Source organism: Flavobacterium pygoscelis (assembly GCF_023162025.1).
In the GTDB taxonomy this organism is placed as follows: Bacteria; Bacteroidota; Bacteroidia; order Flavobacteriales; family Flavobacteriaceae; genus Flavobacterium; species Flavobacterium pygoscelis.
In genome coordinates this window covers 134292-155743 of record NZ_JALNUB010000003.1, presented here as the reverse complement: position 1 = coordinate 155743, position 21452 = coordinate 134292, and the positions used below count along the sequence as shown (strand labels likewise).

Genomic DNA, 21452 nt, shown 5'->3' with positions numbered 1-21452 from the left:
GTTAATCTTCCTATCTTAGATTTAAAAAATCACACAATTTTCCATAGTGAATCAGTGGAAAATTGTGCAATTTGGCATAAGAAAGAGTTGCTGTAAACCATTTGACTTTCTTTAAGTTCATAAAGTTATTAATACGAAAAAGTGACATTCAAAAAGAAGTTTCTTCCTTTTCTAGGAATAGAATTCCAATCGGAGAACGTAGAATAATAAGTATCTAATATATTTTCGATTCCCGCTTTTACATTCAATTTGCTTCCATCAACTACAAATAAATAACTAGTTGCTACATTTAAAACAGCATAATCTGGGGTACGGTCTTCACCATAAAAAGGACTGTATTGAGTTTGTGTAGCATTTCCTTGTACCATAATTTCTGAGGAAAACTGATTCCTTTTATAATTTAAAGTAGCGGAATAACGCAACGGACTGATGAAGGGTAAATTTTCATCTTCAAAGTCTTTTCCGTAATTGTACACCAATTGCCCTTTTGCTTTAAAACGATCGTTTATTTGGTATTCCAAATTCAAATCAGTGTTGAAAATAGTTGCATACTCTAAAGCCGTGTAAATTTTTACACCACTGCCGCCAATAGTCATAGGAATAAGTGTTGCATCTGGTTTTCCAATAATATAATTTGAAATATGAAAGTAAGAAGAGGTTAGTTTTGCTGAGAATTTTTTGTTGGCATAACCCAAAGAAGTATTTCCTTCTATTGAACTTTCATTTTTTAGCCCTGGATTTCCAATGTAATCATAGCGGTCAAAACTGTTAAATAAATAGAAACCATATCCTTCTGAAACCGATGGAGCACGTGCGCCATAAGCCAATCCAAAACCATATCCAAAACCATTTTTGGTGTATGAATAATTAGAGGAAATACTTTTCAAAACTCGACTTTTGCTATCCTTCATTGTAGGATAAAAAATCTGTAAACTTTCTAAACCCAATTGATCAGCCACTTTATTGAAATGGTTTGCTAAACTTCCGGAGAATTTTAAACTCGAATTAGTATTCAAAACGATATTATCTTCTAAAAATAAACTTCCGTAAAAAGTTCGTACATCAGGCCAAGTAAACATGAACATCAAGTTTTCTTTTGGATCCGTTGGATACATCGTCATTTCGGCAATAGAGCGATTATAAAACGAATTTAAATCAGCTGTAAAATGATGCTTATTCAGGACTCCTTTTGCTTTCGAATAAAATCCATACGTATCACTCCAACCTGGCATATCCATGTGAATAGGCACTGCGGGACGTTTGGTGTCATCCATTCTATGGGTAATAGTATTGTAATATAATTTAGTTTCCCATTTATCTATTCTAGCTGATTTTGGAGCATACTCAAATTTTAGTGAGGTGATTAAAGCTTCCGCCAAAGAAACATCCATAGGAAGTGCTGGATAACCTACATCAGTAGCTTTATCATAAATAATCGATCCTTCGATGAGTTTGTTTTTATTGAAAAGAAAACCAGAAGTGGTCGAGATATTGAATTTTCGATATTGCGAAAACAATACTTCATGATTTTTCCCAGCTTTATAATTATCAGCATCACGATACATAAAATCGGTATCTATATAAAAGGATTTATTGACATAATTAATGGCTGTTCCCAAGATTTTCTGATTGCTATTGGTTTCATAACCTGTGTTTACACTTGCTTTCCAACCCAAGTTGGCAAAATTACTTCGGTTTCTTTTTAAATCGATCGCGCCACCAATTGTAGCGCCGTGACAAGCGCCTTGTTGTCCTGATTTTATAGTTGCCTCTGCTAAATTAGAAACTTCGATGTAAGAAGTAATTGGATCCATTTTATCCGTGCAAGCACCAAAAATGCGCATCCCATCAATTGTGATTAAAGTTCGTTCGGTCGCCATGCTATTGATCATTGGTTCCCAAGCATAACTACCTCTTTTAATCATTTCGATTTTGCCAGATTGTTGTAAATATTCGTCTATTGTGGCTAATGGTTTGGCTTGTTTTTGACTTAATTGTGCCTTTTTACCAATTACAATAACTTCATTTAAATCCTTTGGAGTAATAGTATCTTTTGTTTGTTCTTGCGCGTAAATCGAAACTGTGGCTAAACATTGTAAAACCATCAGAAGTATTATCTTTTTCATATTGAAAAGGTTAATAAAAAGACCAAAAGTTGATTTTTGGTCTTTTTGATTTAAGAAAAAATTCTTACCACGATTTGTAATTGTATTGTTTTTATTTTGCCATAAAGACACTAAGCACAAATAATAATTGTGACTTTAATTAAATTAAAATAAAAAAATGGTGGCAAATTTGTCTAAGTAAAATAAATTTGAATCGTGCTTTTTAAACGGATGAGGTTTTTTAGAATTCGACTTCAAAGTAAATGCTACTTGCAGGAACTAAATCTGTAATTGCTTCCCCTTTTAAAACTTCGTTATTGGCATTCAAAAGTTGCAGATTTATTTTCCAGTAGCCCGTCATGGTTAATGATAATTTTCCATGATATAACTTGTCTGTAATTGATTGTGTCAAATCAATATTATTAGGCGATCCGTGATTTGACATACTTGGCATTCTTGGGTCAATTTTTACTTTAAAACCATCAACTACAGGAAATAACAACATAGTTTCCATTTTAAAAACACCAACAGTCATGTCGTTTGTAGCTACTTTTGGGGTTACAGGATCAATTAGTGCTACAATGTATTTGGTACCATCTGTTCCTGTAAAATTAGTAACTCTTTGCTTCGCGGAAGCAGGAACGCTAATTTGTTTGTTTGCTGTAAATACAACACCATTTATAGTATAATTTACGGTTAATGACCAATGTTCCATAGTGTTTTCGGCCATCTGAAAAACAATATAGCCATTATATAAAGTTTCTTTTCCAACTGTTTTTGCAACGGCAGAATAAGGACAAGCATGAGATTTAGTTGTCATTTGCATTAATGGAGCCCAAGTAATGGTTGCATTTTTTTCGTATGCATTAGTTATTTTATTTTTAATTCGAAGAGAAATGGCGTTGTATCCTTGTTGTAAACTTCCTGTAGCGGAATATAATTCTACAATATGAGTGTCGTTTGTAATTTCTTGAATCTTTGTTATCCCTTGCAATTCATTGGCTACAAAAGGGGTTTCGTTATCATTTGTGCAGGAAGAAAAAGTGATTGCGGTAATCAAAAGAAGGGCTATATTTTTTAATTGAAATTTCATTTTATTTTTATTTAAGTTTATAAGGAATCAGTTTGAAAAGAATTTTTCTTTCAAACAAGAGGAACCGCACCCTTTAGCAGATTTTATAAATCTGTCGAAGAACTGCACTTTTTAAAATTTATGAAATAACGGTGGGTGGGTGAAAAACAACGGGAATGCTTTTGTAAGAATACAAATTAGAATAATTACTTATTGCTCTTTTAGTTTTAAGAAAATAAAGTGGTGTAATTACAAATGAATTAATCTCTTGAAAAAACACGAATACAGTTTCTTGAGAAGTAATTTTTTTATTATTAGAAATCGGGTTTTCACTTTCGGAATTTTTAGCCAATTCTTTCATTAAATGGCATTTTCCGTTGCAGTGTATTTTAGGACGATCTTTATTAACGCAAAGTACTTTTGAGATATAATCATAATTAACAACATAATCTACAACCGGTAATACTGGTTTTAGAAGTAAGAGTAAGGCTAATATGAGTACTGCTTTTTTCACTAAACAAAGATACCGCCGTGTAGGGTTCAATTTGTATGACTTTTATCATATTCAGAAATTAAATTATGAAGGTTTTTTGTTTTAAACTATTTCTAAAATTTTTGAATTGTATTTTTTCAAAAGCTACTCATACTTCTATTTTGAAATTAAAAAAAAGATTGTATCGTTCTTTATTCCGACTCTTTTTCTATTTTAAATATTTGTAACTTTGTGCCCTTATTAAAATATAATTTTTTGAAGATGAAGCGTGTTGTTGTAGGACTTTCAGGAGGAGTAGATTCAAGTGTTGCAGCTTATTTGTTGCAACAACAAGGATATGAAGTTATCGGTCTTTTTATGAAGAATTGGCATGACGATTCAGTGACTATTTCTAACGAATGCCCGTGGTTAGAGGATAGTAATGATGCATTATTAGTAGCAGAAAAGTTAGGGATTCCATTTCAAACAGTTGATTTAAGCGAAGAATACAAAGAGAAAATCGTCGACTATATGTTTAACGAGTACGAAAAAGGGAGAACTCCAAACCCTGATGTACTTTGTAACCGTGAAATAAAATTTGATGTTTTTATGAAAATTGCTTTAAGTCTGGGTGCCGATTATGTGGTAACCGGACATTACTGCAGAAAAACAGAGATTGATGTAAATGGAGAAACGGTTTATCAGCTTAAAGCAGGTGCCGATGTCAACAAAGATCAGTCTTATTTTTTGTGTCAATTATCGCAAGAGCAATTAGCAAAATCACTATTTCCTATTGGTGAATTAACCAAGCCAGAAGTACGAGAAATTGCTGCGGAAATGGATTTGATTACGGCTGAGAAAAAAGATTCCCAAGGATTATGTTTTATAGGTAAAGTGCGTTTGCCAGAATTTTTGCAGCAAAAACTACAACCCAAAGACGGCGTTATTATTCAAATAGATAAAAACGATCCTATTTACAGTGTTGAAAAACAAGTTGGTTTAACTCTTGAAGAAGAATTAAATTCAGCCGCTCAAAAACTGCCTTACACTCCTGAAATGGGTAAAGTGGTAGGAAAACATCAAGGTGCTCATTATTTTACAATTGGGCAACGTAAAGGATTAAATGTTGGTGGTACAACGGATCCGTTATTTATTATTGCGACGAATGTTGAAACCAATACAATTTATACGGGATTAACAAGTACGCATCCTGGATTATTCAAGAAAGTGTTGCGTATAGAAAAAGACGAAGTACATTGGATTCGTAAAGATTTGGCTTTAGCCAATGGAGAAAGTGCACAATATATGGTTCGAATTAGATACAGACAACCGTTGCAAAAAGCTACTTTATACCAGTTTGAAAACCAAATGTACATTGCTTTTGAGGAACCACAATCCGCAATAACAGAAGGACAATTTGCAGCTTGGTATTCAGAAGATGAATTGATCGGTTCAGGCGTTATTTCTTAGCGTTATAATTTTAAAGTACTATTTAAAAAATATAATAATTGGTAGATTGTAACGATAACGATCCTATTTAAAAAAATAAAAATCGAGCAGTTTATGAGAAAATTTTATCTATTCCTATTTTTCGTAGTTACAGTTTCTAGTTTTTCTCAACAAGATGCTTGGGTTTATTTTAATGCGAAGAGCAATGCTCAAATTTATTTTGATTCGCCTTCCAAAATGCTTTCTCAAAGAGCCTTAGAAAGAAGATCAAATCAAAAGATAGCTTTAGATTTTAAAGACATTCCAATAGAAGCCTCTTTTATTAATTCTGTTAAAGCAAGTTCAGGAATTACGGTCATGGCAAAATCAAAATGGTTGAATGCTATTCATGTTCGCGGTTCGCAGGCAGATATCAATACATTGACTCAGCTCTCTTTCGTTAGTAAAATTGACTTTGCGGATAAGACATTAAATCAGGCGGGCAAAATAGCTAAGATGAATAAAATTAAATCATCAAGTAAAACTAAAAGTTCGAAAATTGACTATGCATACGGTTCCTCTTCGAATCAAATAAAAATGCTCAATGGGGATGTTTTACATCAATTAAATCATACGGGTTCTGGTAAAATTATTGCCGTTATGGATGCTGGTTTTCCAGGAGTAAACACCACGCAACCTTTTAAAAGATTACGAGATAACAATCAAATTTTAGGAGGTTATAATTTTGTTTCAAGAGATAATGACTTTTATAACGGTGTTTCCCACGGAACTTCTGTACTGTCAACAATGGGCGGTTATAAAGAGAATTCGTTAGTAGGAACTGCGCCGGATGCTTCTTATTATTTGTTTATAACCGAAGATGATACTTCAGAAAATCCTGTAGAAGAATCACTTTGGGTTGAAGCTGCAGAAAAAGCAGATAGTTTAGGTGTTGATATTATTACTACTTCTTTAGGATATTTTGAATTTGATAATAAAGCGTATAATTATGCTTATAAAGATATGAATGGAGCTACCTCATTTATGTCTCGTGGTGCAGAAATTGCGTTTAGTAAAGGTATGATTGTTGTTGCTTCGGCAGGGAATTCCGGTGGTACATCAGACCCTTATATTTCTATTCCTGCAGATGCAATTTCGGTACTTTCAGTGGGTGCCGTAAATTCATCTAAAAATAGAGCTTCATTTAGTTCAATAGGTCCTGCTTTTGATGGTAGGATTAAGCCTGAAGTAATGGCACAAGGTCAAGCTACAGTAGTATCTGATGCTTTTGGTAACATTGTAACGGCAAACGGCACCTCCTTTTCGGGTCCTGTAATGGCCGGAATGGTAGCGTGTTTATGGCAAGCTTTTCCCGAAAAGACAAACCAACAAATTAGGGATTTAATACTCAAGTCCTCGGATCAGTTCTTAAAGCCCAACAATCAATATGGATATGGAATTCCCAATTTTCAATTGGCTATCAATACGGCAAATGATTCAAACTCTGTATCCAATGATTCTTTTATTGTTTATCCTAATCCGACTAGTGATTTTGTCGTGATTTCTTTGCCTGAACCATTTAAAAAAGGAACTATTTTTATCTATTCGCTCGCGGGAAAAAAAGTTTTAGAACAACAAGTTAGCCAAGAATCCGCTTCGATTTCATTAAAATCGCTCGAAAAAGGAATGTATCTTTATAAAATGGAATCAGTTGATTTTTCTAAAAACGGAAAAATATTTAAAAAGTAATAGCTTAATAGTAGATGAATAAAATCACCGAACTTTTCAAAATTAAATATCCAATCATTCAAGGAGGAATGATCTGGAATAGTGGTTATAAATTAGCAAGTGCTGTGAGTAATGCAGGTGGTTTAGGATTGATAGGTGCCGGCTCTATGTATCCTGAAGTCTTGCGAGAACACATTCAAAAATGTAAAAAAGCAACTACACAACCTTTTGGGGTAAATGTTCCTATGTTGTATCCCAATGTCGAAGAAATAATGAAAATTATTGTCGAGGAAGGCGTTAAAATTGTTTTTACCTCTGCTGGAAATCCTAAAACATGGACTTCGTTTTTGAAAGAAAATGGAATTACAGTGGTGCATGTTGTGAGCAGTTCTTTATTTGCATTAAAAGCTCAGGATGCTGGAGTAGATGCAATTGTTGCTGAGGGATTCGAAGCTGGAGGTCATAATGGGCGCGAAGAAACCACTACTTTAACCTTGATTCCAATGGTAAAAGAAAAAATTAAAATTCCATTAATTGCTGCTGGTGGTATAGGTTCTGGCCGTGGTATGTTGGCGGTAATGACTTTAGGTGCTGATGGCGTACAAGTTGGTAGCAGATTTGCTGCTTCTGTAGAATCATCCGCACATCAAAATTTTAAGGAGACCATTATCGAGGTTTCTGAAGGTGGAACTCAATTGACATTAAAAGAGCTTGCTCCCGTTAGGTTGATTAAAAATAAGTTTTACCATGACGTTCAGGATTTATATCAAAAAGGAACGACGAAAGAAGAATTGCAAACTTTGTTAGGAAGAGCAAGATCCAAAAGAGGAATGTTTGAAGGAGATTTAGTTGAAGGAGAATTAGAAATAGGACAAATAGCGGGAATTATTCGAGAAATAAAACCGGCTGCTGAAATTATTCAGGAAATGATTTCTGATTTTGAAACTGCCAGAAAAGAGATTGTTAATTTTCAATTTTAAAAAAATGAGTAAAATACAAACATACATTGTTATTCTTTTTCTAATGTTAGGATTGCAGCATTCCTATTCACAGAATTATAAGTTTAAAACAGCAGGATTTAGTGTTTTAGAAAAAAATGAAAAAGGAAAATGGGGTAAATGGTCGGATTTAAGTCCAGTCAATATCTTAGTTACTTTAGATACCAATAAAAGTAGAATTGTAGTTTACTCTCAAATTATTCAACTTTTTGAAATTGTAGATTATTTGCCTAAAGAAGAAAATGATACTGATTTAGTATATACGTTTACTTGTAAAGACAATGAAGGAGTCGATTGTACACTGTCTATAATTACGAGAAAAAAACAAAAAAACAGAAAGCAATTGTACATAAATTATGGTAATAGCATTATTATGTACACTATTTTTAATATGTAATTGGCAATAAATTGAAATGAAAATCTACCATTCCAAGCCGGAAGTTAGCGGAAATGCTAAAAAGGCATATCGAATAATAAGAAAATTTATGAAATGGTAGAATTTAAAATCTTTAATAAAGTTGATAAATTATATATCGGAAGAAGTTTTATAATTAATACTTTAGCATTACTATTTGTTTGTCCAAGCCTAATTGGAATACTATTTAAGAACATAAATATTAATACAACCTTCGCTGCTACATTTGGAATTATTGCTTGCCTTTTAGTTTTAAGCGGAATTTTTATAAAACTTTTTGTCCAATTTAAGTATGAAAAGTTAAAAGGGTATTTTGAAGGAACGATTGAATTTCACGAAAATAAAATTAAAGTAGACAAAATCGAATATGAAATTGAAAAAATTAAAAAAATAGAAATATACGCAGGAGATTATAAGGGGAAATGGAAACCGACAGGTAAAACTGAATACGACAACGCTTTATCGAATGGAGTAGGAAATGTTTTACGAATCATAATGGAAAATGAAAATGAAACCATTACCATTTATTTTGAGCAAAATGTAAAAAATGAAATTAAAATTGCCGAAAAACAGTTAGTAAATTACTACAAAGAAGGAAAAATCCGCTGGCTTCACTTAATAGATATTTTAGCAATTAATGATTATGATGAAATTCAGCAATTTAAAAGCACTATCCGCTAACAGCCGTTTTGCTCTATTGAGAGAAAAGTGCATAATTGACGTTTATCTTTCGCAAGAAGTTGTATTTCATCAGAAAATACGCAGTACCGAAGCTCTCAACATACGCAAAGCGCCAAGATGATTTTCTTTTTTATAAAATCTCTATATCTTTAATAAAGGAGTCGTATTCCAAATAAAAGGATTCAAGGGCATTCATTTTATCGTTGTAAAATTCAAAAATTTCATCCCAGTATTTTCTATTACTAACACCAATATCTAATTTTTCTACCCAAATACGACTAATGGTCTTTCCGCTTTCCAAAGTGTGTTCTTTTTCGAAAACTAAATCTTTGATAAATTCGTCTTCAAGAATGTTTTTTAGCGCTTCTAGTTTCTCAAAATAGGCAATTCTTTTTTCATCATTTCGATGTTCAATGTCTATTAAAACCTGAGCTTTTTTATTGTCAACATAAAATTTAAAAGAGAAATCTTTAATTTTAGTATCATACAAAACCCATTTGCGAGGATATTTTTGGGCAAATTCAATCCAGAATTCGCGTTTTAATCGTTGAGTTTCTTCTTTGCTATACATTATAAATTAAATTTTGATGTTAGAAAATTGGTGTAAATGTATTTTCTAACTACTTTTAGAATTAAATTTCAATTTGCAAAAATAGACTTTGATTATGGATTTTCAAGAATTTTTACAGTTTGTTCCCAAATTAATTGATGTACCACTTCCTGCATTTGAGGCACATAAGAAAATGGCACCTTTAGAACGTTTAAAAGATTTAAAAAACCTTGATTTAAAAACTGCTGATGCTAGAATTGCTGCCGTAATGATGCTTTTTTATCCTAAACAAGGAATTCCTCATCTTGTACTTATAGTTCGGAACTCTTATAAAGGCGTACATTCGGCACAAATTGCATTTCCAGGCGGGAAATATGAAATAGACGATCCTGATTTTGCTTTTACAGCGCTTAGAGAAACGCAAGAAGAAATTGGTGTTCTACCTGCAAAAATTGAAATTGTAAAAGCATTTACCCAATTGTATATTCCGCCGAGTAACTTTATGGTTCATCCTTTTTTGGGAATTAGTAAAGAAGAACTCACCTTTATTCAAGAACCTTCAGAAGTTGCCGATATTATCGAACTGCCATTGTCCGTTTTTTTGAGTGAGAGTATAGTTGTAAATACAAATGTTAAAACTTCTTATTCTGAGAACATTAATATTCCAGCTTTTAAAATAGAAAATCATATTGTCTGGGGTGCAACAGCAATGATGTTAAGCGAATTAAAAGATGTTTTGAATGGGGTTTTGAAATCGTAAATTTGATTTCAAATTATTATTCGTACTGGTAAAAGTCATCAAGTATTATTTTCGTAATATTGTAAATTAAATTTTTAAAAATTAATAAATTTATGGGATTGTTTAAACGAAATCCTTTCGGACATATATTATTTATAAAAAAATGGTTAATTCGAATTTTTGGGGCAATTACGCACAAAAGATATAGAGGATTCAATGAATTGCAAATTGAAGGTTCAGAAATTATAAGAGATTTACCAGAAACCAACGTGCTTTTTATTTCCAATCACCAGACTTATTTTGCTGATGTTGTGGCTATGTTTCATGTTTTTAATGCAAGTCTTAGTGGACGAGATGATACCATTAAAAACGTATGTTATCTGTGGCAACCTAAGATGAATATTTATTATGTTGCGGCAAAAGAAACGATGCGTGCTGGATTATTACCAAGAATAATGGCATACGCAGGAGCTATATCAGTAGAACGAACTTGGCGCGCAAAAGGAGTAGATGTAAAAGAAAAAAAAGACATTAATCCGGACGATACCGAAAACATAAAAATAGCCCTAAATGACGGTTGGGTAATTACTTTTCCTCAAGGAACGACAAAGTCTTTTAAACCTGTTCGCAAAGGAACTGCTCATATTATAAAACAGCACAGACCCATCGTTGTGCCTATAGTAATTGATGGCTTTCGTCGCTCGTTTGATAAAAAAGGATTGCGAATGAAAAAGAAAGGAATTCTTCAATCTTTTATCATCAAAGAACCTTTAGATATTGATTACGATAACGATACCATTGATGAAATTGTAGAGAAAGTTGAATATGCAATTGAACAACATTGCTCATTTCTAAAAGTAATTCCAGCTGAAATTATCAAAGAACAAGAAGAATTAAACAAAACGCGTCAATGGGAATATTAACGTTTGAATAATTGTAATAAATTGGTAGAAAAAACAACATCAATTTAGATCTATTTGACACATTCTTAATGCTAAATTGCAAGCGCTTATTTGCTGCTTTTTTTAATAATATTTTATTGTAGCATTTTCTTTTATCAAGTTTAAATCTATGTTTTAAAATGCAGTTATCTGTCATTATTCTTAATTATAATGTTCGTTATTTTCTTGAACTCTGTTTGTTAAGCGTACAAAATGCGCTTTTAGAAATCGATAGCGAAATTATTGTGGTTGATAATAATTCGCAGGATGATAGCTGCGCAATGCTAAAGGAGCTTTTCCCACAAATAAAGCTCATTCAGAATGAAGAAAATATAGGTTTTTCTAAAGGAAATAATCTAGGTGTCGCTCATGCAAAAGGAGATTATATTTGTATTCTTAATCCAGATACTGTCGTAGCTGAGGATACTTTTTCTAAAATTTTGGCTTTTGCTCGGTCACTAAATACTTTAGATTCTATTGATTCAACAGGAATTATAGGATGTAAACTGATTGATGGCGCTGGACAATTTTTGCCCGAAAGTAAGCGTGGTGTTCCAACTCCTTGGGTAGCTTTTACCAAAATTATGGGTTTGTATAAAATAGTACCAAAATCAAAGTTATTGGGTAGGTATTATGCCGAACATTTAGATGAAAATCAAACAGGAAAAGTAGATGTATTAGTTGGCGCTTTTATGTTGATGAAAAGAAAATTGTATGTAGAAGTTGGCGGATTTGATGAGAACTGCTTTATGTATTCAGATGATATCGATCTTTCTTACGTAATTGCAAAAAAAGGAAAGTCAAATTATTATTTTCACGAAACTTCGATAATCCATTATAAAGGAGAAAGCACATTAAAAGATGGTACTTATATGAAACGTTTTCAGCAAGCGATGTACTACTTTTATAAAAAACATTTTAGTGCTAATATTTTTGGATCTGTTATTTTTAATCTTTTCATGAAGATTGGAATATTGCTATTTTCGTTTTCAAAAAAAAATAAAGAGCAACTTAAAAATAAGGCTAAACCAAAATCCTTTCTTTTGTATTCTTACTCTTCAGAATTATTGGATAAATTGAATTCTATTTTACAAAATAAAGTGACTTTTTATGATTTAAAAAAAGAAAAAGCGGTAATTTCGTCTCTAATAAACACTGAAGAACGACCTGAAATTATTTTAGATACTAATTTTATTTCTTTTAAAGAAAGTATTGAATTTCTTGAATCTGCAAGAAATAAAGGATTTACCTTCAAAATTATACCTAAAAACGCTAATTTTTTAATAGGAAGCAACAATAGTAATGAAAGAGGCGAGGTTATTAAAATACCGTAAAAAAATGCATTTAATGTAATTTATAATTGAAATATTCAGTAATTTCGCAAACTGAAAATCAAAATCACCTTTTAGGTTAATAATATGGCAAGATTTGAATTAAAACTTCCTAAAATGGGAGAAAGTGTAGCAGAAGCAACCATTACAAATTGGTTGAAACAAGTTGGAGATAAGATTGAAGCTGATGAAGCGGTACTTGAAATAGCTACTGATAAAGTGGATAGCGAAGTGCCAAGTGAAGTTTCTGGGATCCTAATTGAGCAATTGTTTGGAAAAGATGATCTCGTACAAGTAGGTCAGACTATTGCAATAATTGAAACCGAAGGAGGAGAACTTGTGTCTGTAGTTAAGGAAGCCACGGCTCCTGCAGCTGTAGCTGAAGTGACAAAAATGGTCGAAGCTGCAAAAGAAAGTGTTGCTGCTCCTGTTGATTTTTCTGATTCTGAGAAGTTCTTATCGCCTTTAGTTAAAAATATAGCTAAAGAAGAAGGAGTTTCTGTGGCCGAACTAGCTGCAATTTCTGGAACAGGTAAAGAAGGAAGAGTTACTAAAAATGATATTTTAGAATACGTAAAAAATAGAGCTAATCAACCGGTAGTTTCAGCTCCAGTTGTTTCAGCTCCAGTTGTTTCAGCTCCAAAAACTGTTGCGGCTCCAGTAGCTCAAAAAGCGGCTCCAGTATCTGTAAGTGGTGGTGATGAAATAGTTGAAATGGATAGAATGCGCAAACTTATTGCGGGTTATATGGTCGCTTCTGTGCAAACATCGGCTCACGTACAGTCTTTTATCGAAGTTGATGTGACGAACATTGTTAAATGGAGAGAAAAAAATAAAAATGCTTTCGAAAAGAGAGAAGGAGAGAAGTTGACTTATACTCCAATTTTTATGGAAGCCGTTGCAAAAGCAATAAAAGATTATCCTGGAATGAACATTTCTGTTGATGGTGATTTTATTATCAAAAAGAAAAATATAAACCTAGGTATGGCAGCTTCTTTGCCTAACGGTAATTTAATTGTTCCTGTTATCAAAAATGCAGATCAGTTAAATTTAGTTGGAATGGCAAAAGCCGTAAATGACTTAGGTGGTCGTGCAAAAGCAGGAAAACTTAAGCCAGACGATACGCAAGGAGGAACCTATACGGTTACGAATGTTGGTACTTTTGGAAGTGTTTTTGGAACACCAATTTTAAATCAACCTCAAGTGGGTATTCTTGCTCTTGGAGCTATTCGTAAAATGCCAGCAGTGATCGAAACTCCTGAAGGTGATTTTATTGGAATCCGTCAAAAAATGTTTTTATCGCATAGTTATGATCATAGAGTTGTAGATGGAGCGCTAGGAGGAAGTTTTGTGAAACGAGTAGCAGAATATCTTGAAGCTTTTGACGTGAATAGAGATTTTTAAAAAAGAATAGTAATAAAATTTAAACCCGACTCGTTTTTAAGAATGAGTCGGGTTTTTGTTTTTGTGATTTTTTAAACTTTAAAAGGGAAACTTTAAATAAAATTAAACCCAAATTTCTATATTTGTAATTATACAAAAATTAAAAATGGAACTTAAACTCAGTAAGCCAATTTGCTTTTTCGATCTTGAAACTACAGGAATTGATATCGGAAAGGATAGAATTGTAGAAATATCAATATTTAAAGTTTTTCCAAACGGAAATAAAGAAAGTAAAACATGGTTGGTGAATCCTACGATTCCAATTCCTGCTCAAACAACCGCTGTTCATGGTATTACTGATGAAAAAGTAGCGAATGAACCTACCTTTAACGAACTCGCTTCTCAGGTGCATAATATGATTAAAGACAGTGATTTGGCTGGGTTTAATTCGGATCGATTTGATATTCCGTTACTAGCAGAAGAATTGTTGCGTGCAGGAGTAGATTTTGATATGAAAGGAAAAGTCTCAGTAGATGTTCAAACTGTTTTTCATAAAATGGAAGAACGAACATTAAGTGCAGCGCTTAAATTCTACTGTGGAAAATCGCTTGAAAACGCGCATTCAGCAGAAGCAGATACCATGGCGACTTACGAAATTCTAAAAGCACAATTGGATCGTTATCCAGAATTGGAAAACGACATGAAATCATTATCAGAGTTTACCACCAGAAAAAAAATTGCTGACTTTGCAGGAATGATCGCTTTTGATGCAGATAACGAAGAGGTATTTACTTTTGGTAAACACAAAGGGGTAAAGGTGGATAAAGTATTAGAAACCGAACCTGGTTATTTTAGTTGGATACAAAATGCCGATTTTCCGTTATACACCAAAAAAGTTTTGACAGCCATTAAATTAAGAAAATTAAACACCAAAAAGTAGTTGATAACAACAAGTTATTCACGCTTTGAATTACTAAAGATTAGTGCCAATTTATAGCAGTTAAGATCTAAAAAATAGAAAATGAAAATAATCTGTATCGGTAGAAATTATACCAATCATATAGAAGAGTTAAAGAACGAGAGACCTACGGAACCAGTTGTTTTTATGAAACCAGATTCGGCCGTTTTGTTAAAACAACATCCGTTTGTGATACCGGAATTTTCCAATGATGTACATCATGAGATTGAAATCATTGTCAAAATAAGTAAAGTAGGAAAGTATATCGAACCTAAATTTGCTCATAAATATTACGAAGAAATTAGTGTTGGAATCGATTTTACAGCACGCGATTTACAAGATCAATTAAAAGCAAAAGGATTGCCTTGGGAAAAAGCGAAAGCATTTGACGGTTCGGCAGTTATAGGTGAGTTTTTACCGAAAAATCAATTTAATTCCCTAGAAAATATTACTTTTGAATTGAAGAAAAACAATGAAACAGCTCAGATCGGTAGTTCTAATTTAATGTTATGGAAAATTGATGAGTTAATATCTTATGTTTCACAGTTTTTTACATTAAAAATTGGAGATATAATTTTTACAGGAACTCCAGAAGGAGTTGCCTCTGTGAAATCCGATGACGTTTTAGAAGGCTTTTTAGAAGGACAACAACTATTTAGAATACAAGTAAAATAATGGCTATAAATTACAACCTTTCAAAAGTGTACGCACTTTCAGACAATGATCCCGAATTTGTAAATGAAATTCTAACCTTGTTTGTAACAGAAGTTCCAGAAGATTTAATGCAAATCAAAGAAGGGATTAAAAAGAAAGACCATAAGCATGCTTATGCTTATGCGCACAAGATAAAACCAACGTTAGATTTAATGGGCTTAAATGTCGCATTCGAAGAAATTCTTCAAATCGAGGCTTGGACCAAGTCAGAAGGTAAAAAGAAAGATATCAAAGAAACTTTTAAAAGTGTTAAATCACAAGTAAAAGAAGCGATCAAAGAAATCAAAAAAGACTTTGATGTGTAATAGTTGGGCGTGACCATTCTTTCATTCTCATTACAGAACGGTCGGGCTATACGTTGCAATCTTATTTTATGGCGCTATCGCTTCATAAAATAAGGATTTTCACTACTATCCCTCACGCAAAAAAAAGAGAAATGTACTATTGAGTACATTTCTCTTTTTGATTCAATTAGTTTCAAAAAAAAAACAATAACTATAAATGTCAAACACTATAAATGTCAAGTTTCAAGAGCATTTTAAGTTGTATGTTTTATTTCAGGATAATATTATTTTTGAAGGTGAATTGTAGCGTCGGGAAATAGATTATTACTATGATCCAGAACAATTATTTATATCAGAAAGTATTAGGTATTTTCTATTATAAAAAAACAACAATGAAATTGATTTGATTTTAAAACAGCAGGGTATTATTGGTACTATCGAATCATTAGGAATTCAAGATTTTCGGTTAGAAAGGAAAGTGCAATATCTGTATTTTAATATAGCAATAGTTTTTTTAATAATCATTAGTATTGTATCTTTTATTCTAGATAAAATCTCCTAAACTTGATTTTTCTTCACACCACTTAAAATTTAAAACAAAATGAAAGCAACTATAGTTACGATTGGAGACGAAATTTTAATAGGTCAGATTGTCGACACAAATTCTGGATTTATCGCAAAAGCATTAGATAAAATTGGTGTTGAGATCAATGAAATGATTTCGATTAGCGATGACAAAAATCATATCTTAGATACGTTTGCAGCGCTTCAAAATAAAGTAGATTTGGTTATTGTCACTGGCGGTTTGGGACCTACTAAAGATGATGTTACAAAAAAGACATTCTGTGATTATTTTGAAGATGAATTAGTAGTAAATTCAGAAGTTCTGGCTCATGTTACGCAAATCATTGAAGGTTTTTATAAGCGTCCTATAACGCAAATGAATAAAGACCAAGCATTAGTTCCGTCCAAATGCACGGTGCTTCATAATGAAGTAGGTACAGCGCCTGGAATGTGGATGAAAAAGGAAAATACCGTATTCATTTCGCTCCCAGGAATTCCTTTTGAAATGAAATACTTAGTAGAAAATCAAATTATACCCAAGGTTGTCTTAGAGTACAAACGTCCGTACATTATTCATAGAACAATTCTAACCTACGGTCAAGGAGAGAGTATGGTGGCGGAACGTATTGAAGATTGGGAAAATAATCTTCCAGAATTTATAAAATTAGCTTATTTGCCTGCCTTGGGTCGAGTTCGTTTAAGATTATCAGCACGAGGAACAGATAAAAAAAGTTTAGAAGAAGCGCTGGAAGAAAATATAAAATCTTTGGATGCTATCATTAATGATATTATTGTTGGGTTTGATGAAGAAGAAACTATCGAGTTTGTTATTGGAAGAATACTTAAAAAACAAAACAAAACGCTCTCTACTGCCGAGAGTTGTACTGGCGGTAAAATTGCCGAAGTTTTAACTGCAGTTTCTGGTTCTTCTCAGTACTTTAAAGGAGCGGTTGTTTCGTACGCAACGGAGGTTAAAATTAATGTTTTAGGAATTTCCGAAAGTTTGATAAAAGAACATTCTGTAGTTAGTAAAGAGGTAGTTTCTGCGATGGCTTTGAGCGTAAAAAAAATAATGAACACCGATTATGCGATTGCGACAACTGGAAATGCAGGACCGTCAAAAGGAGATTCAGATGCGGAACTTGGGACAGTTTTTATCGCATTGGCAACACCAACGCAAATAATTGTTGAAGAATTTAATTTTGGCCAACCCCGTGAAAAAGTGATAGATAGAGCGGTTTTTAAAAGTTTAGAGCTCTTGCAAAAAGAAATTTTAAAAAATGTGCAATAATAATGTTGGTAAATAGGTTTATTTTTCTTTTCTTTGCACCCTGATTTTGAATAACGATAAAAGATAAGTATAATGTCAAGAGTTTGTGACCTTACAGGTAAAAGAGCGATGGTAGGAAATAACGTTTCTCACGCTATGAACAAAACTAAGAGAAAATTTTCTGTGAACTTAGTTAAAAAGCGTTTTTATCTTCCAGAAGAAGATAGATGGATTACTCTAAGAGTAGCTGCATCTACGATAAAAACAATTAATAAAAATGGAATTTCTGCAGTTTTGAAAAAAGCGCAGTCAGAAGGATTTATCAAATAATCCCTTCCAAAGAAAAAAAATAGCAAGATGGCAAAGAAAGGTAATAGAATCCAGGTAATTTTAGAATGTACTGAGCACAAAACATCAGGTGTTGCAGGAACTTCAAGATACATCACTACTAAGAACAAAAAAAATACACCAGACAGATTGGAGATTAAGAAATTTAATCCAGTTTTGAAACGTGTAACAGTTCACAAAGAAATTAAATAATAATTAGAAATTTTCTGAAAAATCCAGATGCTTGCATTTGAAGATTTTTTTAAAATTTTAAATACACATTTGAATCATGGCAAAGAAAACCGTAGCATCGTTACAAACAGCTTCAAAGAGATTATCAAAAGCCATCAAAATGGTGAAATCTCCTAAAACAGGTGCATATACATTCGTAGAATCTATTATGTCTCCAGAATCAGTTGATGAATTCTTGAAAAAGAAATAATATTCAATTAGCACTATATAGAAAAGCTACTTTCATTCGGAAGTAGCTTTTTTATTTTCTATATTTACCGTTAGAAAACGTATTTGTTCTCTTGAGTCAAATACTTCATTCCTAATACTATTCATACAATGAGTTTTTTTAAAAGAATATTTTCGTCAGAAAAAAAGGACCCAATCTTTAGCGAAGAAGCAAAGCAAACCTTAGATAAAGGGCTCGAAAAATCAAAAACTACTTTCTTTTCTAAGTTATCGAAAGCTATCGCTGGTAAATCGAAAGTAGATGATGATGTTTTAGACAATCTAGAAGAAATTTTAGTTGCTTCAGATGTAGGTGTTAATACTACCCTTAAAATTATTACTCGAATAGAAAATCGTGTTGCCTCAGATAAATATTTAGGTATCGAAGAACTGAATCAGATTTTAAGAGAAGAAATCGCTAGTTTGTTATCTGAAACTAACTCGGGTGAAGCAACAGAATTTGTCATTCCAATTCAAACTAAGCCTTACGTTTTAATGGTTGTTGGTGTAAACGGAGTGGGCAAGACTACAACAATAGGTAAATTAGCTTATCAATTCAAAAAAGCAGGTTACAAAGTAGTTCTTGGTGCTGCAGATACTTTTCGTGCCGCAGCAATTGATCAATTGCAAATATGGGCAGATAGAGTAGGTGTTCCTATTGTAAGACAAAATATGGGTAGTGATCCGGCTTCGGTTGCTTTTGATACTTTACAATCTGCAGTTGCTCAAGATGCAGATATTGTAATTATTGATACTGCAGGACGTTTGCATAACAAAGTGAACTTAATGAATGAGTTGACTAAAGTAAAACGTGTAATGCAAAAAGTAGTAGAAGATGCACCACATGATGTATTATTGGTTTTGGATGGTTCTACAGGTCAAAATGCTTTTGAACAAGCCAAGCAATTTACTGCAGCGACAGAAGTTACTTGTTTAGCAGTTACTAAACTGGATGGAACTGCAAAAGGTGGGGTTGTAATAGGAATATCCGATCAATTTAAAATTCCAGTGAAATATATTGGTGTAGGAGAGGGAATTGAAGATTTACAAGTCTTTAATAAATATGAATTTGTAGATTCATTTTTTAAATAAATAATACAATGAATTTTTCTTCTTTAAAAAATATTCCAACAATGTATCTCTATTTTGGTAGTGTTATTTGTTTCGTTTTAGCCAGTTCAAATAAAGATACTAATGTAAATTTATATTATTTATTAATGGTAATTGGAGTATTGCTTTTTGTTTTTGGATTGTTTAACAGAACTAGGAAAAAGTAGTGTTTCATAAAATTTAAAAAAAAAATCATTTAGCTAATTATTATATTTTTATATATTATAAGTTTTACAATTTCGGTAATAGATGATATCCTTTTAAATAGGAATAGCGTCTTAATTTTATAATAAAAGAACACATTTGAAATTAGATCAAATGTGTTTTTTTTATTCTGAAAATGACCAGGTTTTGATATCTTATTTGAGTCATAAAATAAATTATATATTTCAATATTTTTTTAGAATATAAATAGGTAAAATACTAGCTTGTCTTGTCCCTTTTTTTGTTTTGTTTGCGCTTAATAAGTTTAACTTTGTAGTTGAAATAAAAACAGCATTAGTTCTCAATTTTCCTAGCCCCGATGGTAGCGACATCCCACGCTTTTTAGCGTGGATATAGCGGATAGCGGGAATAGCTCCTTAAAAAAAACTACTATAATTATGAAAAAGATTTTTGGAATTTTATTTATCTCATTACTATTTGTTGCTTGCAAACAAAAGATTCAATCAGCTGACATTGTCAACTTAAACGGTTACTGGGAAATTGAGAAAGTCACTTTTGATAAAGGGAGCGACAAGGATTATAAGATAAATGAGAGTTACGATTTTTTTGAAATAAAGAATAATAAAGGGATACGCAAAAAAGTAATGCCACAATTAGATGGAACTTTTTTGGTAAATGATACATTTGAAAATGTAGTAGTTCGTTTTGCTGATGATAAAGTATTTTTAGATTATTCTACTTCCTATATGAAATGGAGTGAGGAATTGATAGCACTTTCAGCATCCGAATTGGTTTTGTTAAATAAGGATAAAATAGAATATCATTATAAGAAAGCAACAGCAATAAATTTATTAGGAGATGGCAAAGAGACTAAATAATCAAAGTACGATTGGTGATGTTTTAAAACAAATTATACATGTTAATAAATTGCAGCCAGGGATGGATCAAATTGATGTAAAAGAGGCTTGGAGAAACTTAATGGGTAATGGAGTAAATAGTTATACTAATAATGTAGTTTTAAAGGGTAGTACGCTCTATGTAGAATTGACTTCGTCAGTATTACGAGAAGAATTAAGTCATGGAAAATCTAAAATTGTATCGATGATTAATGAAGAATTAAGAAGAGACGTCGTTAAGGATGTGGTATTGAGATAAAAATTTGATTTTAGAATTTAGGTTTTGATTTCAGGTTTTATTAGATGTTAAAAAATCCCGTTTCTTTTGGAAACGGGATTTTTTTATATAAAGATTTTCAAATCTGAAATCAAAGATTGTTAATCAACAATCTATACTCTAGAACTGCTCTCTACCAGCAAAATGGAATGCACCTTCGATAGCTGCATTTTCATCGCTATCAGAACCGTGAACTGCATTTTCTCCAATAGAAGTTGCATAGGCTTTACGTATAGTTCCTTCAGCAGCATCTGCAGGGTTAGTAGCTCCAATTAAAGTTCTAAAATCTTCAACAGCGTTGTCTTTTTCTAAAATAGCAGCAACGATTGGTCCTCTTGACATAAATTCAACCAACTCTCCGTAGAAAGGTCTTGCAGCGTGAACTTCGTAAAAAGCTTGTGCGTCAGCAATAGTTAATTGAGTTAATTTCAAAGAAACGATTTTAAAACCTGCATTTGTGATCATTGCAAGTATGTTTCCGATGTGTCCGTTTGCTACAGCATCCGGTTTGATCATTGTAAAAGTTCTATTAGTAGCCATCTTATTTATTGTTTTTTATTATTTTGTGCAAAAGTAAACTTTTTT

24 protein-coding genes are annotated in these 21452 nt (G+C 32.3%); 19 read left to right on the top strand and 5 right to left on the bottom strand.

Annotation, left to right across the window (positions count from 1 at the left end; all coding sequences use genetic code 11):
• Window positions 1-128 precede the first annotated feature (128 nt).
• The 3 genes from MW871_RS05195 to MW871_RS05185 all read right to left on the bottom strand — a co-directional run bounded on the left by MW871_RS05195 (window position 129) and on the right by MW871_RS05185 (window position 3691).
• Entirely contained in the window at window positions 129-2126 is a 1998-nt protein-coding gene (locus tag MW871_RS05195) for a TonB-copper family protein (RefSeq protein ID WP_248427799.1), read from the bottom strand.
• Between the two features lie 220 nt (window positions 2127-2346).
• Complete coding sequence (locus MW871_RS05190) at window positions 2347-3198, bottom strand: hypothetical protein (RefSeq protein ID WP_248427798.1); 852 nt, start codon at window positions 3196-3198, stop codon at window positions 2347-2349.
• A 118-nt stretch (window positions 3199-3316) separates the two neighbouring features.
• Window positions 3317-3691 (bottom strand): hypothetical protein, encoded by a 375-nt coding sequence (locus MW871_RS05185; RefSeq protein ID WP_248427797.1) that lies wholly within the window; start codon window positions 3689-3691, stop codon window positions 3317-3319.
• A 240-nt stretch (window positions 3692-3931) separates the two neighbouring features.
• Here MW871_RS05185 and mnmA point away from each other — a divergent pair, with 240 nt between their 5' ends.
• The 5 genes from mnmA to MW871_RS05160 all read left to right on the top strand — a co-directional run bounded on the left by mnmA (window position 3932) and on the right by MW871_RS05160 (window position 8899).
• On the top strand, window positions 3932-5119 hold the full coding sequence (gene mnmA / locus MW871_RS05180; RefSeq protein WP_248427796.1) for a tRNA 2-thiouridine(34) synthase MnmA: 1188 nt from the start codon (window positions 3932-3934) through the stop codon (window positions 5117-5119).
• Between the two features lie 93 nt (window positions 5120-5212).
• Window positions 5213-6826 (top strand): S8 family peptidase, encoded by a 1614-nt coding sequence (locus MW871_RS05175; RefSeq protein WP_248427795.1) that lies wholly within the window; start codon window positions 5213-5215, stop codon window positions 6824-6826.
• A 14-nt stretch (window positions 6827-6840) separates the two neighbouring features.
• Complete coding sequence (locus MW871_RS05170) at window positions 6841-7785, top strand: NAD(P)H-dependent flavin oxidoreductase (protein WP_188050230.1); 945 nt, start codon at window positions 6841-6843, stop codon at window positions 7783-7785.
• 4 nt (window positions 7786-7789) lie between these two features.
• Window positions 7790-8200 carry a hypothetical protein gene (locus MW871_RS05165; RefSeq protein WP_188050231.1) on the top strand — a complete coding sequence of 137 codons (411 nt, stop codon included), beginning with the start codon at window positions 7790-7792 and terminating at the stop codon, window positions 8198-8200.
• Window positions 8201-8293: 93 nt separating this feature from the next.
• Window positions 8294-8899 carry a hypothetical protein gene (locus MW871_RS05160; RefSeq protein WP_248427794.1) on the top strand — a complete coding sequence of 202 codons (606 nt, stop codon included), beginning with the start codon at window positions 8294-8296 and terminating at the stop codon, window positions 8897-8899.
• Between the two features lie 130 nt (window positions 8900-9029).
• On the opposite strand, the gene MW871_RS05155 is transcribed toward MW871_RS05160, so the two are convergent.
• Window positions 9030-9470, bottom strand: coding sequence for a DUF4268 domain-containing protein (locus MW871_RS05155; protein WP_248427792.1), 441 nt, complete (start codon window positions 9468-9470; stop codon window positions 9030-9032).
• Between the two features lie 94 nt (window positions 9471-9564).
• Here MW871_RS05155 and MW871_RS05150 point away from each other — a divergent pair, with 94 nt between their 5' ends.
• The 14 genes from MW871_RS05150 (at window position 9565) to MW871_RS05085 (ending at window position 20849) form a co-directional block, all read left to right on the top strand.
• A complete protein-coding gene (locus tag MW871_RS05150) occupies window positions 9565-10209 on the top strand; it encodes an NUDIX hydrolase (RefSeq protein WP_210645711.1) in 645 nt (214 codons plus the stop codon).
• A 92-nt stretch (window positions 10210-10301) separates the two neighbouring features.
• Complete coding sequence (locus tag MW871_RS05145) at window positions 10302-11111, top strand: lysophospholipid acyltransferase family protein (protein ID WP_188050235.1); 810 nt, start codon at window positions 10302-10304, stop codon at window positions 11109-11111.
• A 158-nt stretch (window positions 11112-11269) separates the two neighbouring features.
• Window positions 11270-12463 carry a glycosyltransferase family 2 protein gene (locus MW871_RS05140; protein ID WP_248427790.1) on the top strand — a complete coding sequence of 398 codons (1194 nt, stop codon included), beginning with the start codon at window positions 11270-11272 and terminating at the stop codon, window positions 12461-12463.
• An 84-nt stretch (window positions 12464-12547) separates the two neighbouring features.
• The gene (locus MW871_RS05135) at window positions 12548-13864 is read left to right on the top strand and encodes a dihydrolipoamide acetyltransferase family protein (protein ID WP_248427787.1); all 1317 of its coding nucleotides are present in this window, start codon (window positions 12548-12550) and stop codon (window positions 13862-13864) included.
• A gap of 145 nt (window positions 13865-14009) precedes the next feature.
• Window positions 14010-14783 (top strand): 3'-5' exonuclease, encoded by a 774-nt coding sequence (locus MW871_RS05130; protein WP_188050238.1) that lies wholly within the window; start codon window positions 14010-14012, stop codon window positions 14781-14783.
• An 81-nt stretch (window positions 14784-14864) separates the two neighbouring features.
• Window positions 14865-15476 carry a fumarylacetoacetate hydrolase family protein gene (locus MW871_RS05125; RefSeq protein ID WP_188050239.1) on the top strand — a complete coding sequence of 204 codons (612 nt, stop codon included), beginning with the start codon at window positions 14865-14867 and terminating at the stop codon, window positions 15474-15476.
• The gene (locus tag MW871_RS05120) at window positions 15476-15820 is read left to right on the top strand and encodes an Hpt domain-containing protein (RefSeq protein ID WP_188050240.1); all 345 of its coding nucleotides are present in this window, start codon (window positions 15476-15478) and stop codon (window positions 15818-15820) included. The genes MW871_RS05125 and MW871_RS05120 overlap by 1 nt, the downstream gene beginning before the upstream one ends.
• A gap of 580 nt (window positions 15821-16400) precedes the next feature.
• Window positions 16401-17654, top strand: a complete 1254-nt coding sequence (locus MW871_RS05115) for a CinA family nicotinamide mononucleotide deamidase-related protein (RefSeq protein WP_248427785.1) — start codon at window positions 16401-16403, stop codon at window positions 17652-17654.
• 72 nt (window positions 17655-17726) lie between these two features.
• Complete coding sequence (rpmB, locus tag MW871_RS05110) at window positions 17727-17963, top strand: 50S ribosomal protein L28 (protein WP_007805815.1); 237 nt, start codon at window positions 17727-17729, stop codon at window positions 17961-17963.
• A 27-nt stretch (window positions 17964-17990) separates the two neighbouring features.
• The gene (gene rpmG, locus MW871_RS05105) at window positions 17991-18173 is read left to right on the top strand and encodes a 50S ribosomal protein L33 (RefSeq protein ID WP_016988713.1); all 183 of its coding nucleotides are present in this window, start codon (window positions 17991-17993) and stop codon (window positions 18171-18173) included.
• Between the two features lie 76 nt (window positions 18174-18249).
• Window positions 18250-18402, top strand: coding sequence for a DUF4295 domain-containing protein (locus tag MW871_RS05100; protein ID WP_121924307.1), 153 nt, complete (start codon window positions 18250-18252; stop codon window positions 18400-18402).
• Window positions 18403-18530: 128 nt separating this feature from the next.
• The gene (ftsY, locus tag MW871_RS05095; protein WP_248427784.1) at window positions 18531-19511 is read left to right on the top strand and encodes a signal recognition particle-docking protein FtsY; all 981 of its coding nucleotides are present in this window, start codon (window positions 18531-18533) and stop codon (window positions 19509-19511) included.
• A 620-nt stretch (window positions 19512-20131) separates the two neighbouring features.
• Window positions 20132-20572, top strand: a complete 441-nt coding sequence (locus tag MW871_RS05090; protein ID WP_188050244.1) for a lipocalin family protein — start codon at window positions 20132-20134, stop codon at window positions 20570-20572.
• Window positions 20553-20849 (top strand): DciA family protein, encoded by a 297-nt coding sequence (locus MW871_RS05085; RefSeq protein WP_210645719.1) that lies wholly within the window; start codon window positions 20553-20555, stop codon window positions 20847-20849. Before MW871_RS05090 ends, MW871_RS05085 begins: the two co-directional genes overlap by 20 nt.
• A 138-nt stretch (window positions 20850-20987) precedes the next feature.
• Here the strand turns inward: MW871_RS05085 and MW871_RS05080 are convergent, their stop codons facing one another.
• Window positions 20988-21407: a nucleoside-diphosphate kinase gene (locus MW871_RS05080; RefSeq protein WP_121924310.1), complete on the bottom strand. Its 420-nt coding sequence runs from the start codon at window positions 21405-21407 to the stop codon at window positions 20988-20990.
• Window positions 21408-21452 lie beyond the last annotated feature (45 nt).

Coding starts and splice junctions, on each gene's coding strand:
- MW871_RS05195 (WP_248427799.1), bottom strand. CDS start 2,126: ATGAAAAAGATAATACTTCTGATGGTTTTACAATGTTTAGCCACAGTT.
- MW871_RS05190 (WP_248427798.1), bottom strand. CDS start 3,198: ATGAAATTTCAATTAAAAAATATAGCCCTTCTTTTGATTACCGCAATC.
- mnmA (WP_248427796.1), top strand. CDS start 3,932: ATGAAGCGTGTTGTTGTAGGACTTTCAGGAGGAGTAGATTCAAGTGTT.
- MW871_RS05175 (WP_248427795.1), top strand. CDS start 5,213: ATGAGAAAATTTTATCTATTCCTATTTTTCGTAGTTACAGTTTCTAGT.
- MW871_RS05170 (WP_188050230.1), top strand. CDS start 6,841: ATGAATAAAATCACCGAACTTTTCAAAATTAAATATCCAATCATTCAA.
- MW871_RS05165 (WP_188050231.1), top strand. CDS start 7,790: ATGAGTAAAATACAAACATACATTGTTATTCTTTTTCTAATGTTAGGA.
- MW871_RS05160 (WP_248427794.1), top strand. CDS start 8,294: ATGGTAGAATTTAAAATCTTTAATAAAGTTGATAAATTATATATCGGA.
- MW871_RS05155 (WP_248427792.1), bottom strand. CDS start 9,470: ATGTATAGCAAAGAAGAAACTCAACGATTAAAACGCGAATTCTGGATT.
- MW871_RS05150 (WP_210645711.1), top strand. CDS start 9,565: ATGGATTTTCAAGAATTTTTACAGTTTGTTCCCAAATTAATTGATGTA.
- MW871_RS05145 (WP_188050235.1), top strand. CDS start 10,302: ATGGGATTGTTTAAACGAAATCCTTTCGGACATATATTATTTATAAAA.
- MW871_RS05140 (WP_248427790.1), top strand. CDS start 11,270: ATGCAGTTATCTGTCATTATTCTTAATTATAATGTTCGTTATTTTCTT.
- MW871_RS05135 (WP_248427787.1), top strand. CDS start 12,548: ATGGCAAGATTTGAATTAAAACTTCCTAAAATGGGAGAAAGTGTAGCA.
- MW871_RS05130 (WP_188050238.1), top strand. CDS start 14,010: ATGGAACTTAAACTCAGTAAGCCAATTTGCTTTTTCGATCTTGAAACT.
- MW871_RS05125 (WP_188050239.1), top strand. CDS start 14,865: ATGAAAATAATCTGTATCGGTAGAAATTATACCAATCATATAGAAGAG.
- MW871_RS05120 (WP_188050240.1), top strand. CDS start 15,476: ATGGCTATAAATTACAACCTTTCAAAAGTGTACGCACTTTCAGACAAT.
- MW871_RS05115 (WP_248427785.1), top strand. CDS start 16,401: ATGAAAGCAACTATAGTTACGATTGGAGACGAAATTTTAATAGGTCAG.
- rpmB (WP_007805815.1), top strand. CDS start 17,727: ATGTCAAGAGTTTGTGACCTTACAGGTAAAAGAGCGATGGTAGGAAAT.
- rpmG (WP_016988713.1), top strand. CDS start 17,991: ATGGCAAAGAAAGGTAATAGAATCCAGGTAATTTTAGAATGTACTGAG.
- MW871_RS05100 (WP_121924307.1), top strand. CDS start 18,250: ATGGCAAAGAAAACCGTAGCATCGTTACAAACAGCTTCAAAGAGATTA.
- ftsY (WP_248427784.1), top strand. CDS start 18,531: ATGAGTTTTTTTAAAAGAATATTTTCGTCAGAAAAAAAGGACCCAATC.
- MW871_RS05090 (WP_188050244.1), top strand. CDS start 20,132: ATGAAAAAGATTTTTGGAATTTTATTTATCTCATTACTATTTGTTGCT.
- MW871_RS05085 (WP_210645719.1), top strand. CDS start 20,553: ATGGCAAAGAGACTAAATAATCAAAGTACGATTGGTGATGTTTTAAAA.
- MW871_RS05080 (WP_121924310.1), bottom strand. CDS start 21,407: ATGGCTACTAATAGAACTTTTACAATGATCAAACCGGATGCTGTAGCA.